Source organism: Micromonospora sp. MGP-C2 (assembly GCF_057766525.1).
Map to the genome: position 1 here is coordinate 6,019,227 of NZ_JBYMEN010000002.1, position 12,608 is coordinate 6,031,834.

13 protein-coding genes, 5 tRNA genes and 2 pseudogenes are annotated in these 12,608 nt (G+C 72.3%); 7 read left to right on the forward strand and 13 right to left on the reverse strand.

Going from position 1 to position 12,608, the window contains the following annotated elements; translation table 11 throughout:
* Positions 1-11 precede the first annotated feature (11 nt).
* The 5 genes from AC3CF1_RS27720 to AC3CF1_RS27740 all read right to left on the reverse strand — a co-directional run bounded on the left by AC3CF1_RS27720 (position 12) and on the right by AC3CF1_RS27740 (position 4,523).
* Complete coding sequence (locus AC3CF1_RS27720; protein ID WP_488451587.1) at positions 12-782, reverse strand: ABC transporter permease; 771 nt, start codon at positions 780-782, stop codon at positions 12-14.
* Positions 779-1,711: an ATP-binding cassette domain-containing protein gene (locus tag AC3CF1_RS27725; protein ID WP_328365641.1), complete on the reverse strand. Its 933-nt coding sequence runs from the start codon at positions 1,709-1,711 to the stop codon at positions 779-781. The genes AC3CF1_RS27720 and AC3CF1_RS27725 overlap by 4 nt, the downstream gene beginning before the upstream one ends.
* Before the next feature lie 89 nt (positions 1,712-1,800).
* On the reverse strand, positions 1,801-2,643 hold the full coding sequence (locus AC3CF1_RS27730; protein ID WP_488451588.1) for a polysaccharide deacetylase family protein: 843 nt from the start codon (positions 2,641-2,643) through the stop codon (positions 1,801-1,803).
* Positions 2,644-2,667: 24 nt separating this feature from the next.
* Positions 2,668-3,846 (reverse strand): cytochrome P450, encoded by a 1,179-nt coding sequence (locus AC3CF1_RS27735; protein ID WP_488451589.1) that lies wholly within the window; start codon positions 3,844-3,846, stop codon positions 2,668-2,670.
* On the reverse strand, positions 3,819-4,523 hold the full coding sequence (locus AC3CF1_RS27740; protein ID WP_488451590.1) for a class I SAM-dependent methyltransferase: 705 nt from the start codon (positions 4,521-4,523) through the stop codon (positions 3,819-3,821). The genes AC3CF1_RS27735 and AC3CF1_RS27740 overlap by 28 nt, the downstream gene beginning before the upstream one ends.
* A gap of 151 nt (positions 4,524-4,674) precedes the next feature.
* Here AC3CF1_RS27740 and AC3CF1_RS27745 point away from each other — a divergent pair, with 151 nt between their 5' ends.
* Entirely contained in the window at positions 4,675-5,565 is an 891-nt protein-coding gene (locus AC3CF1_RS27745) for a hypothetical protein (RefSeq protein ID WP_488451591.1), read from the forward strand.
* A 49-nt stretch (positions 5,566-5,614) separates the two neighbouring features.
* On the opposite strand, the gene AC3CF1_RS27750 is transcribed toward AC3CF1_RS27745, so the two are convergent.
* The 6 genes and pseudogenes from AC3CF1_RS27750 to AC3CF1_RS27775 form a co-directional block, all read right to left on the reverse strand.
* Positions 5,615-6,019 carry a hypothetical protein gene (locus tag AC3CF1_RS27750; RefSeq protein WP_488451592.1) on the reverse strand — a complete coding sequence of 135 codons (405 nt, stop codon included), beginning with the start codon at positions 6,017-6,019 and terminating at the stop codon, positions 5,615-5,617.
* Positions 6,016-6,192, reverse strand: coding sequence for a hypothetical protein (locus AC3CF1_RS27755; RefSeq protein WP_488452160.1), 177 nt, complete (start codon positions 6,190-6,192; stop codon positions 6,016-6,018). The genes AC3CF1_RS27750 and AC3CF1_RS27755 overlap by 4 nt, the downstream gene beginning before the upstream one ends.
* Positions 6,193-6,552: 360 nt before the next feature.
* Positions 6,553-6,750 (reverse strand): annotated as a pseudogene (locus AC3CF1_RS27760) (hypothetical protein); the annotation flags it as partial.
* A 37-nt stretch (positions 6,751-6,787) separates the two neighbouring features.
* Positions 6,788-8,614 (reverse strand): annotated as a pseudogene (locus tag AC3CF1_RS27765) (M36 family metallopeptidase); the annotation flags it as partial.
* Positions 8,615-8,894: 280 nt separating this feature from the next.
* Positions 8,895-9,476: a TIGR03086 family metal-binding protein gene (locus AC3CF1_RS27770; RefSeq protein ID WP_088946898.1), complete on the reverse strand. Its 582-nt coding sequence runs from the start codon at positions 9,474-9,476 to the stop codon at positions 8,895-8,897.
* 80 nt (positions 9,477-9,556) lie between these two features.
* Entirely contained in the window at positions 9,557-10,159 is a 603-nt protein-coding gene (locus tag AC3CF1_RS27775) for a TetR/AcrR family transcriptional regulator (protein WP_088946899.1), read from the reverse strand.
* A gap of 388 nt (positions 10,160-10,547) precedes the next feature.
* Between AC3CF1_RS27775 and AC3CF1_RS27780 the strand changes: the two genes are divergently transcribed.
* From AC3CF1_RS27780 to AC3CF1_RS27790, 3 genes are all read left to right on the forward strand, one after another.
* Positions 10,548-10,620, forward strand: a tRNA-Gly gene (locus tag AC3CF1_RS27780).
* A 34-nt stretch (positions 10,621-10,654) separates the two neighbouring features.
* A tRNA-Cys gene (locus tag AC3CF1_RS27785) sits at positions 10,655-10,725 on the forward strand.
* A gap of 13 nt (positions 10,726-10,738) precedes the next feature.
* Positions 10,739-10,813, forward strand: a tRNA-Val gene (locus AC3CF1_RS27790).
* Between the two features lie 58 nt (positions 10,814-10,871).
* On the opposite strand, the gene AC3CF1_RS27795 is transcribed toward AC3CF1_RS27790, so the two are convergent.
* Positions 10,872-11,330 carry a winged helix-turn-helix domain-containing protein gene (locus AC3CF1_RS27795; protein ID WP_396688794.1) on the reverse strand — a complete coding sequence of 153 codons (459 nt, stop codon included), beginning with the start codon at positions 11,328-11,330 and terminating at the stop codon, positions 10,872-10,874.
* 333 nt (positions 11,331-11,663) lie between these two features.
* Here AC3CF1_RS27795 and AC3CF1_RS27800 point away from each other — a divergent pair, with 333 nt between their 5' ends.
* The gene (locus AC3CF1_RS27800) at positions 11,664-11,861 is read left to right on the forward strand and encodes a TetR/AcrR family transcriptional regulator (RefSeq protein WP_355162339.1); all 198 of its coding nucleotides are present in this window, start codon (positions 11,664-11,666) and stop codon (positions 11,859-11,861) included.
* 159 nt (positions 11,862-12,020) lie between these two features.
* On the opposite strand, the gene AC3CF1_RS27805 is transcribed toward AC3CF1_RS27800, so the two are convergent.
* Positions 12,021-12,263 carry a DUF6458 family protein gene (locus AC3CF1_RS27805; RefSeq protein WP_088946900.1) on the reverse strand — a complete coding sequence of 81 codons (243 nt, stop codon included), beginning with the start codon at positions 12,261-12,263 and terminating at the stop codon, positions 12,021-12,023.
* Between the two features lie 148 nt (positions 12,264-12,411).
* Between AC3CF1_RS27805 and AC3CF1_RS27810 the strand changes: the two genes are divergently transcribed.
* Together AC3CF1_RS27810 and AC3CF1_RS27815 are read left to right on the forward strand one after the other, a co-directional pair.
* A tRNA-Gly gene (locus AC3CF1_RS27810) sits at positions 12,412-12,484 on the forward strand.
* A gap of 26 nt (positions 12,485-12,510) precedes the next feature.
* A tRNA-Val gene (locus AC3CF1_RS27815) sits at positions 12,511-12,585 on the forward strand.
* Positions 12,586-12,608: the final 23 nt, after the last annotated feature.

A 12,608-nucleotide genomic window follows, 5' to 3' on the forward strand; every position in this document is an offset into this window, starting at 1 on the left:
AGCCGCCGACGTCACGCGTCGCGGCGGCGCAGCGCGGCCCGGCCCAGCAGGAGCGCGGCCCCCGCCCAGCCGGCGAGCAGCAGCAGCCCGACGAGGCTGGGGTACGGCTCGGTGTCGCCGGCCAGGAAGTGCGCTCCGGCCACGCCGGGGAACACGTCGGCGATCCGGTTCAACACGTCGATGTCCGGCTCCTGAAGCGACAGCGGCACGATCATCAGGGTGGCGAGGAGCACGGTGATCGTGAGTACCGCGTTGCGCAGCGCGGCGCCGAGGCCCAGGGCGAGCACGCCGATCAGTGCCAGGTAGGCGGCCACCGCGACGATGTCGCCGATCGTGCCGGCCACCGGGGCGCTGCCCCACTCGCCGAGCACCGGTCGGGCCACCAGGGCGCCGACGCCGCCGAGCAGCAGACCGAGGGCGAAGGTGACGGTGCCGGCGACGGCGGCCTTGGCCAGCAGTACGCGGCCACGCGACGGGGTGCACTGGAGCGTGGTCCGGATGGTGCCACTGGTGAACTCGGCGGTGATCGCCAGCAGGCCGAGCGCCAGCACCACGTACTGGGTCAACTCGACCGAGTCGATCAGCACGCTGCCGACGGTGACGATCCCCGCATCGTCGGCCGGGTCGCCGTTGGTGTTGCCGTTGGCGACATAGATGGCCAGTTGGCCGGCGCTCGCTGCCATCACCAGCAGCCCGGCCAGGGCCGTCCACCAGGTGCTGCGCACCGAGGAGAGCTTGGTCCACTCGGCGGCCACCGCGCCACCACGGGTACTGGTGCTCATCGCGCCCCACCTCCGGTCGTTCCGCCCGCGTACTCGACGCTGTCGGCGGTCAGTTCCATGAACGCCTGCTCCAGCGACGCGCCGTGCGGGCTCAGCTCGTGCAGTCGTACGCCCAGCTCGTGTGCCAGGTCCCCGACGCGGTCGGCGGTGGTGCCGGTGACGGTCAGCTCGTTGCGGTCGGCCGCCTGCACTGTCGCGCCGGCGGCGGTGAGGCGCGCGGCCAGGGCGGCGAGGCCGTCCGGGTGCGGGCTGCGGACCCGGACCGCGACCGCGCTGCCGGCGATGACCTCGTCGGTCGGGGCGTCGGCGAGCAGTCGTCCCCGGCCGATCACCACGAGCTGGTCGGCGGTGAGCTGCATCTCGCTCATCAGGTGGCTGGAGACGAAGACAGTCCGTCCCTGGTCGGCCAGCGAGCGCATGAGCTGCCGCACCCAGCGCACCCCGTCCGGGTCGAGGCCGTTCACCGGCTCGTCGAACATCAGCACCGGAGGGTCGCCGAGCAGCGCGCCGGCGATGCCGAGCCGCTGGCCCATGCCGAGGGAGAGGGTCCGTCCCGGTTTCCTGGCGGCCGGCGCGTCCAGCCCGACGGTGTCGAGCACCTCGTCCACCCGACGGGTGGAGATGCCGTTGCTGCGGGCGATGGCCAGCAGGTGCGCCCGGCCGGAGCGGGCCGGGTGGATGGCACGGGCGTCGAGCAGCGCCCCGACCTCGTGCAGCGGCCGGCGCAACTCGCGGTACGCGCGCCCGCCGATGAGGGCCTGCCCGGCGCTGGGACGATCCAGCCCGAGGATCATCCGCATGGTGGTGGACTTGCCGGCGCCGTTGGGGCCGAGGAACCCGGTGACCCGGCCGGGCGCGATGTCGACGGTCAAGGCGTCGACCGCGACGGTCGCCCCGAACCGTTTCGTCAACCCACGTAATGTGATCATGCGCTGACGCTAGGCGCGCGGCCCCCTGCCGCACCGCGCCCGAACGGCAGCACCCGACCCTGACTTTCGTCAGGTCGCGGGCGGGTCGGTCAGCCGACGTAGTCCTCCAGCAGAGCCGGTGTGAGCCCGGCCCGGTGGATCGCCTTCAGCGCCGCGAGCAGGTCGTCCATCAGCGCCGGCCGGAAGTGCATGAGCAGCACGTCGCCGGGCTGGACCACCTTCTCCGGGGTCTGGTAACGCACCTTGCCCTCGTGCACGGTCTCGGTCCAGTGGAACACCGCCTTCGCGCCGCAGTCGTGCGCGGCCCTCAACGTGGTGGCGTCGTGCTCGCCGAACGGTGGCCGGAACAGCGTCGGTCGCTTGCCGAACAGCGCCTCCAGCTTGTCCGCGGCACCGCAGATCTCGTGCCTCTGCCGGTCGTACGACCGGCCGGCCAGCGAGTTGTGCGTGATGGTGTGGTTCTCGACGACCCCGCCCGCCACCATGATCTGCCGGAAGTAGACGTCGTGCTCCTCGGCGGCCGGTGAGTTCAGGAACATCGTGACCGGGATGTGCGCCCGCCAGACGAATTCGGCCACCTCGGGCGGACGGGCCAGCCCACCGTCGTCGATGGTGATGAAGGCGACCCTCTGGTCGGTGGGCAGGCGGTGCCAGAACTGGGCCGCGCCGGTCTCGGGCAGCGGCACCGGTTGCGGCGGTGGCGCCTCGGGGAAGGTCGGCACTTGGGACACGTACCAGTCCAGGCTCCCGGGCACGGGCTTCGTCGTCGGGGACGGCGAGGTCGACGGCGCGGCAGGCGAGGCGGACAGGGCCGGCTGGTCCGTGGCGATCCGTCGGACGTGCAACGCCGGTCCGGCTGTGCAGGCACTCAGCACCAGCAGGGCCAGAAGTGTTACGACGGCGAGGATCCGACGCGCAGGGGTCGCTGACACGCCCGGAAACCTACCGAACAGAGATCAGGATCTCCTCAGGCCGGTGCCCCGGACGACGAAGGCGTCGGGCATCCGGAAGGTGAGATTGTCCGGGCACCAGGGCGGACGTACCACCCGCACCCCGTCCAGCAGCGGCGCTGCCTCGGCCACCACCACGGCCGCCTCCATGCGGGCCAGCACGTCACCGACGCAGCGGTGCGCGCCCGCCCCGAACGCCAGGTGCCGGCGGGACCCGCGCTGACCCGGGCGGAACTCGTCGGGGGACTGCACGACAGCAGGGTCCCGGCCGGCGCGACCCAGCCACAGCACGAGACTGCTGCCGGCCGGCACCGCCGTGCCGCCCAGCGTGCTGTCCGTCGCCGCCACCCGCCGCCAGGTGACGATCGGAGGTTCCAGCCGCAGCCCTTCCTCCACCACGTCGGCCACCGCGACCTCGCCCGTGCTCAGGCCGGCCCGGACCGCGGGCTCGCCAGCCAGCCGGTGCAGCAGCAGGGTGAGGAACTGCGAGGTGGTTTCCTGGCCGGCGACCAGCAGGAAGAAGAGCGCGCCCACCACCACGTCCGGCGGGTGCCCGGCCGCGCGCAGCTCGGCGGCCAACCCGCCGCCGGTGGTCGCGAAGTCGCGCAGTACGCGGTGGAACCGCCCCACCTCGGCGGCGAGGGTCACCTGCCGGTCGACGTCCAGCGGGGCCCAGAACAACTCCAACGCGGCACGGGCGAACTCCTTGACCGCGCCGACCGGGGCGTCCGGCAGCTCCACCAGCCGGGCCAGCACCAGCAGCGGCAGGTCGGCGGCGAGGTCCGCGTACAGGTCGACCGGCTCGCCGGCGTCGAGGGCCGCGCCGAGCCGAGCGACCCGGTCCCGGACCAGCGCGGTCAGCCAGGGCCGCTGCGCGGCGACTCGGGCGGGGTGCAGCGCGTCCGCGACGATCGCCCGGATCTGCGGGTGGCTCGCGCCCGAGTTGTTGGCGAGGGTCGGCGGCAGCCGGAACCGGTGCCCGGCCAGCACCCGCAGCGCGGTCACCGGCATCGGCGTCACCGCGTCCAGCGCGTTGTCCGGCCGATAGGTGACCGGGTCGGCGAGGACCTGACGGACCAGCGCGTGCCGGGTGACGACCAGGTGCGTGCCGCCGACGTGGTCCGGCACCCGGGCCACGTCCGGCCACGCGGGGTCGGTCACCTGCGCCCAGCTGCGGAACAGCACCCGGACACGCTAGCCGGGGCGCCCGGCAGCCCGGCGCGCAACCTCCAGACGGTGGTGCGCTTCACCCGGACGCTCTCCAGAGCTTCCGGCACCGGCACGTCGTACGCCGCCAGCTCGTCGAAGCGGTCCCGGGGCAGGAACGCCCGGCCGGGGTCACCGACCAGCGCCGGTGCGCCGGCCCGGGTGGCGCGCAGCAGGAACCGCAGCACCCGGCGGGCCATCGCGTCGCTGTAGAAGACGTCACCGGCGAGCACCACCTCGGCGTCCCCGGCGTCGCCGTCGAGGATGTCGCCGAACTCGGCGTCGACGCGTACCCCGTTGGCTTCCGCGTTGAGGGCGACCGCCGCCACCGCCAGCTCGTCCACCTCGACGGCTCGCACCGACGCCGCGCCGGCGCGGGCGGCGGCGATGGCCACCAGACCGGAGCCGGAGGCGAGGTCGAGCACCCGGCGGCCGGCGACCAGCTCCGGGTGGTCGGTCACGTAGCGGGCGAGCGCCTGCCCGCCGGCCCAGGCGAACGCCCAGAACGGCGGCGGCCGATCGGTGGAGAACTCTCCCTCGGTCAGCTCCCACAGCCCGATCGGTTCGTCCGCCTGGTGCAGCCGCACCTCGGGGACGAACGGGACCGGGGCCAGCCGGGCGTGCAGCCGGACGAACGTGCTGGAGAGCTCGGACACGTCGCCGATTGTCCCAGCGGCCCGGTGTCCGGCGTGTCGCGGGGGAGCGGTGACCGGTTCACCACCGTCGGTGAAAACCCACCCCGTCCTTGCCGGTCGGTGCGAACACACCCGTCTGGTCCGGCCGACGGGCCGCTCCTAGCGTTGCTCAGTGGAGACGACCGAACGGAGGGCGGCGGTGGTGACGGTGTGGCGGAATGCGGTGCGGGTAGGGGTGGTGCTGGCCTGTCTGAGCGGGGTGGAGCTGGCATTGGCCGCACCGGCGCAGGCGGCGTTCAGCACCGAACTGAGTGGGCTGCCGGCCCGGTTCACCGCCGGCGAGCAGGTGCGCACAGTGTCCGCCGTCGTCTCCCGGACGGACCGGCGCGGGGGCTGCGTGAAGGTGCGCTGGTCGATGGTGCTGAGCGTGCAGGGCCTCCGGCTCGACCAGGTGAAGATGGACCGGGTGGAGGAGGACGGTGACTTCCCGCTGCAGATTCAGACCGACGGTGACGTGGCCCGGTTGACCGACCGGCAGCTCGACCCGGGCACGCTCTGCCCGGGTCGCACGGTCACCGCCCGCTACCGGGTGGCCTTCGCCGAGGACGTCACCCAGGGGCGGGTCACTCTCGCCGCCGAGGCGTACGACGCCAACGCGCGACTGCTGGCCCGACAGACGGCCACCCGCTCGGTGGTGGGTGCGGGTGGCACCCCGACCAGCACGCCGAAGCCGACCGCCACCCCGTCGGAGCCCAGCGAGACACCGAGCGCGCCGGCCGAGGAGGAGAGCACGTCCGTGGATGAGCCGGTGGGGGACTACCCGGTCGACGCCGCGCCACCGGCGCCCGGGCGCCCGGTCTCGCAGACCGGCGGGTTCGGGGTGGTGCAGGCCGCGTTCCTGCTCGGCGGGCTGCTGCTCTTCCTCGGCATGGGGTTGCTGATGCGGCTACGGCACCTGACCCGGGCCGCGGGCGGAGATCCCGCGGAGCCCGACGACCCACCGGTGGACCGGCGCTGGGAGCGGCCCACCACCGCCGACCGTTGGCGACCGGCCCGCCGCTGACCTCAGGGCCGTGGGGGCCGGCGGACCTGCCGCCGACCCCCACGGTTGCTCAGTTGGAGAACGCCTGGAACTCGGCGATCCTGACCTGCGACCGGGCCGGACTGGCCGTCGCGCAGTCCGTCGTGGTGGCCGGGTCGTCGTCCTGCTCGCCCGCGTAGTGCGGGCCACCGGTGCACTGGCTCGCCAGGACCTCCAGTCGCAGGTGGGTGGCGACGGTGCTCGGCACCGCGAACGTCCGGAGGTTGATGTCCCGGCTGTACGCCCGGTACGCCCCGCCGGGGAACGCGTCGCCCGCGCTGGTGTAGATGCGCTGCCACCGCGCCGGGTCGGCGCAGTCGGTGGTCGTCGCGTTGCAGGCGGACACCGCGAACGAGCGCAGCGCGCTGAGCGCGTTCTGACTGCCGGTGTCGGCGTCGCCGGCGATCGCCGGGCGCAGCATCGCGCTGACGTTCACCCGCTTGACCGTCTGCGGGGCGCCCCGGGCAGCGCCACGGTGAGCTGCCGGCCGGCCACCCCGTCCAGGGAGGCCCAGTTCGTCGCCTCGGTGTCGTCGGCGACCCGGTCCAGGTTGACCCCGTCGCCGGTGATCGTCGCCCCGGACGCGGTGGACGCCAGGTTACGGCTCATCCGCAGGTCCACGTACCCGTCCTGACCGGCCCGGGCGACCACGCTGAGCCGCTGGTGCCCGAAGCCGGGCGCGACGGCCAGCAGGTCGTACGTGCCGGCCACCATCTCCACGGTGTCCGGGATCGGCGTCGCCGGGTCGGTGTCGGCGATCGGCGTCGCCCGAGCCTCGTACGTCCCGACGTACACCCGGATCGGCGCGTCGGCGCTGTCCCCGCGTGGACGGAGGGTCAGCGTGGCGTTGCCACCACGCGGGGAGGCGAAGCTCGGCGTCGGGTCGGTGTCGGTGGCACCGTTGGTGGCGGCGTCCCGGCCCATCCCGGAGCGGGCGAACTCGGCCCAGATCAGGTCCTGGTTGGCACCACCGAAGCGGAGCAGGTCGGCGGTGAGCATGTTGTCCCGCATGTCGAGCATGCTGACCTGGCTGGCGGCCTGGAGCAGGAACGAGTCGAACACCAGTTGCGACCAGCGCCGGTTGCCCGGGCACTGGTCGGCGGCGACCTTCCCCTGTGCGCAGTCGAGCTGCCGCTGCGGGGTGCCGAGGCCGTACCGCTTGACCAGCGCGGAGCGGACCCGGAAGTTGGTGGCGCGCCCAGATCTCCCCGTCGGCGTGCACGGCCGGGCCGCCGGTGTTGTAGCCGATGTCGGAGTAGTTGAGCGGGCTGCGGCTGAGGTCGTAGTTGCGGATGCCGCTGACCAGGTTGCCGGTGACGTAGCCGCCGGTGATGAAGGGCGTCTCGCCGGGCGCGCGCAGCCCGTGCTGGAAGAGGTACTCGGCGGCGAGCAGGTCGCCCCACGACTCACCCATCGACCCACCCTGGTGGCCGCTGATCCCGCTGTCCGGGCCGGCGATCATCCGGTTGGTGATCGCGTGGGTGTATTCGTGGCCGATCACCGTCATGTCGTAGTCGCCGTCCACACACGGCGGGTACGGCCCGCCCGCCTGCGGCTGCCACAGGTACATGTTGGTGGTCGGCGGCACGCCGTCGCGCCCGGTGCCCTGGTTGGCGTTGTTCCGGTTGCCGGTCAGCGCGCCCTGCTGGGCACGGCCCTGCTCGGCGTCACCGCCCAGCCCGGCCGGGGTGAGGTTGACCGCCTGGAGGTTCCACGCCGACTCGGTGAAGCCCAACTGGTACGACCAGTCGTGCATCCGGTTGTGCATGGCGAACAGATTGGCGATCGACGCGTCGGCGTCGTTGCGCTGGGCGGAGGTGAACACCTCCGGGTTGCACTTCGACTGGTGCCACTGGTCGGTGAAGGGGTATTCGTAGCGACGGTCCGGGCTGGTGGGCGCCGGGACGACCGGGGTGCCGGCACCCCAGGAGAGCACCGTGTTGGCCGAGTTGCCACGCGAGGTGAAGGTCGGCGTGCCGGTGGCCGCGTCGACGTCCCACGGCTGGCCGGTGGCCGGGTCGCGCCAGGCAGCCTGGCAGCCGGGTGCCGGGTCGCCGCACCAGCGCACCCGGGGGTCCTGCCCGGGGCCGAGGTCGCGGGGCGGGGTGGCCGGGAAGACCGCCCAGCTCGGGTTGTCGGAGTCGAAGTCGACGAGGTCCTCACGGACCAGCACCTGCCCGGTGCTGCCGTCCACGTAGCTGGTGAACGCGGCCGGGTGCTCGGTGTCCGCGCCGATCATGGTCACCTCGTAGGCGGCCCGTGGCCCGTCCAGCGGGGTGGGTACGGCCACCGACCGGATGGTGTGGCTGGCCACCGCGCCGGGGGTCAGCTTGGCGTCGGCGAGCGCGGCGGCGTACGCCTGCTCGGCGGTGCGGGTCGCGGGTGCCGGTGTTCCGGTGTTGCGGGCCAGCGAGGAGTTGACCGAGAGCACCGTGCCCTTGGCGACCGCGAGGGTGACGAGGCCGTCCGGCCCGGCGGGCAGGTCGCCGAACCGTTGCCGGAGGGTGACCACGGCACCGCTGCCGATCGGCCGGACCAGCACGCGTTCCATGGCGGCCACCGAGGCGGCGTCCAGCCCGAACAGGTCGCGGTTGGCGGTCAGGTAGGCGCGTGCGGCGGCCTCCGGGTCGGCGGGCAGCCCGGTGGCGAGAGGGGTACGACCGGGGCCGAGCGCCTGCGGGGTGCCGAGTCGGTTCCACCGGACGTCGGGGTCGGCGGCGCGGGCCAGGCCGCGCTGGCGGGCGTCGGGTGCCGCCGTACCGGTGCGGTTGTCGACGTCTGCGGGCTCGTGGCCCTCGGCGAACGGTCCGGAACTGCGCGCGGCGGACGCCGCGTTGCCGGTGGGGGCCGCGGTGCTCACGCCGGTGGGGAGCAGCGCGGCGACCGTCGCCGTCGTTGCCAGGACGGCGATGAGCCGGCGTCGACGCCGGCTCATCGGGGGTAACCACTCCGGTTGTGGCACGGGACCTCCTCGTGGGAGCGGGATGGCCGGCGAATCGCCGACCGTCAGTGCGCCATGACGCATGTGCATCTGTGGATATCAGTCGATCGTGGCGGCGGCAAGGGCTGAGGGCGCCCACGGGCCAGGAGTTCGAAGTCTTCGCCCTGGTTCCGGTGATCGACATGCTGCTCCGCGACTACCGGCTACGGGCATTCCACGTCGCGCACGACGACGGCCACCACCCACGGTGGCGGCCGTCGCGCTGGTGCCGCCGCTGTGGCGGCGGGTGAAGGATGGGCGGGTGCTCGCCCCAACGGCGGCGACGGCACACGGGGGCGTCCACCGCCGGAGCGTGACGCCGCGGGAGGGGTCAGTCGCTCGGCGCCCAGTCGGGGTCGCGGCCGAAGGCGGCCAGGAGGTGATCCTGCTCGTCGGCGTCGTCGGGCACCCGCACCCCGGTCCGGACCAGGTTGTTGCGCCGGTAGTCGTCGATCTCGTTGGCGAACCACCGTGCGGCCACGCGCACGGCGTCCGGGTCGAGCCGAGGCTGTACGCCGATCGCCACCGCCACGTCCCAGCCGTGGATGAGGTGCTCGGCGAGGAGTTGCTGGAGGTATTCCGCGGCGGGGGTGTCGCCACCGGAGAGGTGCACGGTGCGGTCGATCGTGCCGGGATGGGTGGCGGCGATCTCGGCCTGCGCGGCCGCCTCCCGCGCCGCCGTGATCGGGTCGGCGCCGAGCTGGTCACCGTCGAGTCGGTCGCCGACCTCCTCGATGGTCCGGCCAGCGAGCAGCGGAACGCTCCACCGGTCCTCGTTCACCACGTGGTTGACCAGGGTGCGCACGTCCCAGTCCGAGCAGGGTGTCGGGTCGGACCACTGGCCGGGCTCGACCTGGTCCACCCGGTCGACGAACTCGGCCAGGCTCCGGCGGTACGCCTCCAGCAGATCCATGCTGCCGATTGTTCCGGTCCACGGGGCGGGCCGAGCCGTTTTGCCCGGCCTGGTGTGGGTGATTGCGCTGGCCGCCCGGCTCAGTCCAGGTCGGTGGGGTCCAGGCCGAGCTCCCGGGCGGTGACCAGCCGGACCCACTCGCCGAACTGCCGCCGGGAGATCACCCGGTCGTGCACGGCGAGTTGGACGGCGAGGCCGTCCATGACCGCGCTGATCCGCCAGGCGGCCCCGTCCGGGTCGGCGCACTGGAAGGTGCCGTCGGCCACGCCCGCCGAGATCACCGCCGCCAGGTCCTGACGCCAGCGCAGGTCGAGTCGGCGGGAGACCTTCTCCAACTCCGGCGTACGCAGCGACTCGGACCAGCCGTCGATCCACATCGACCACGAGGCGCCCCGGCCGGCCGGGGTGTAGAGCTTGAGGATCCGGCGGAGTTTGGTCAGCGGTGGGGCCGAGGACCGGGTCACCACGTCCAGTCGGGCGAGATCCTGCTCGACCGCGTACGCGAAGGCCTGTGAGAGCAACCGCTCCTTGGTGGCGAAGTGGTAGAAAACCAGTGCCTGACTCACGCCGGCGGCCTGCGCCACATCCGCCGTTCGGGTATTGGCCAGCCCGCGCTCCACGATCACGTCACAGGCGGTGCGCAGCAGGGCATCCAGGCGGATCTCGGCCGCACGTCTCGTCACGACCGTTACCGTAACCCATCCGAGTGAACACGAACAGTTACCACGACACCCTGATCCGCGCTGCGACAGTCGGAAGCCGGACACTTTCTCAGGCCCTCTTCGATCGTTCTCCAAGGAGTGTCCGTCGAGGTCCGCCGGCACGACCTGATGCGCGCGTACACCCTTCTCGCGACCTGCGACACGATGATGACGATGATTGCCTAATGGTTTCGGAGGGTGACCGTCCGCAACGAATGGCGACATCAGGGCAGCCCCCTAGGAAGCCCTGCGGGATGGCGCTGATCCCACCCGCGCCGAGGGCGGGACGCGCCGAGGCGACCCCGAGTTGGCAGTCGTTCACCGGCTCGGCTAAAGTTCTCATCCGTCACCCGGGAACGTCCGGGGGCGTGCGGACGTAGCGCAGCTGGTAGCGCATCACCTTGCCAAGGTGAGGGTCGCGGGTTCGAATCCCGTCGTCCGCTCGGAGCTGCCGCCACGCATGACGGGGGCAACCTCGGTGGGGTGGCCGAGAGGCGAGGCAACGGCCTGCAAAGCCGTCTACGCGGGTTCAAATCCCGTCCCCACCTCGGCAACAAGCACGGGCGATTGGCGCAGTGGGAGCGCGCTTCCTTGACACGGAAGAGGTCACTGGTTCAAACCCAGTATCGCCCACCACAGAGAACGGCTCGTCACCGAAAGCCCGGTGACGAGCCGTTCTGCTTATCCCCTGGGCTCATCCGACGCTGAGCCGGTAACCGATCCCGCGAACGGTGTGCACGCGCAGGGTGTCGTCGGCGGCGCGCAGTTTGCGGCGTAACCGCTTGACGGCCGAGTGCAGGATCGACGTGTCGCCGAGGTACGCGCAGCCCCAGACCGACTCGAAGAGTCTCTCGTACGTCCAGACTCCGAGCGGTGCCGTGGCGAGTTGGGTGAGCAGGCGGCGCTCGAGTCGGGTCAGGGCCAGCGGTTGTCCACGCCACGTCACCAGATGGCCGAGCGGGTCGATCGTGAGGTCACCGAGACTGGTCCGGCCGGCGGTGACGGCGGGAGCGGCTGCGGCGGGAGTGGGAACGGCTGCGGAGGTGGAGAGCCGCGCCGGCCGGCTGCTGGCCGGCGGGCCGATCATCGCCTGCAACTCCGCGAGGTCGGTGCAGATCACCAGGGTGCCGAGGCCGTTCAGGCGCCGCACCATCCGCTCGCGCACCGACACGTCGGCGGTCACGCAGAATACGAGGGACACATCGTCGATCACTGTTGTACCTCCCCAGGGCCAGTGAAAGACAACGCTGTCTGAACCCCGTAGTCAATGGTTTCCGCACCCCGTGACCCGTTCGGGTTCGCTGACTACGCGCTCTCCGCTTCGCCCGCACGCCGCGTTCTGCGCTAAGTCGAGCGGATCAGGCTGGCTCGGAATCTCCCGTTCGACCGTCGCGGCCCCGCCCTCCGCCGGGGTTCCGGACACCCGGGCACAAGCCGGCACGAACGAGGCCAGGTCGGTGGTTTCGGCGCCGAGGGCGACGCGGCGATGGAGGTGTTCCGGACCAAGGGCTACGAGGGCACCTCCATGCGCGACCTCGCCGAGGCCACCGGCCTGGGCAGCGGCTCGATCTACGCCGCGTTCGGCAGCAAGGACGGCCTCTACCTGGCGGTGCTCGACCTGTACCGGCAGCGGGCCAGATCACGTCCGCTCGCAGCGCCACCGATCTGGCCGGCTTCCTGGTGACCAGCCTCCAGGGTCTTCGGGTGATGGGCGCCATCAACCCGGACCGGGCGGCGCTGACGCGCTACGCCGAGGTCGCGCTCACCTGCCTGGACTGAGTGGGGTGTGGCGCGCACGGGCCGACCACCTCGATCGAGGCGGCCGGCCCGTGACGTTGAGCCCTCACAGCGGAGGCGCGATGTCCCGCCGCTCCTCGACCTGGCGGTACTCCACCGGCTGCTCGGTGGTCGTGACGACCTGGCGGCGGCGACTGAAGATCAGCGTGGTCATGATCAGGCCGAGCACGCCGGCTCCCATCAGGATCCAGCCGACCACGTCCAGGTCGATGCCGCCGACGCTCGCATCCAGCGCGAAGGTGAGAATCGCGCCGAGCGCGATGAGGAAGATGCTGGTGCCGATACCCACGACAGCCTCCTTAAGGGGGTGTGGTGTGCTGTCGAGATTCCTCAATACCCCGCCGGCGACCAGTGCAACCGCAACCGCGCAGGGTGCCGCGCCAAGCGATCTTGGCGTCAGGTAGAGTTCACCTGTCGCCGGCGGTTGTCGGGGACGTGCGGACGTAGCGCAGCTGGTAGCGCATCACCTTGCCAAGGTGAGGGTCGCGGGTTCGAATCCCGTCGTCCGCTCGCGATGTGCCCCACGGGGCCACCACGGGCGATTGGCGCAGTGGGAGCGCGCTTCCTTGACACGGAAGAGGTCACTGGTTCAAACCCAGTATCGCCCACCACCCTGGCCGCCGGGCTCCGCCCG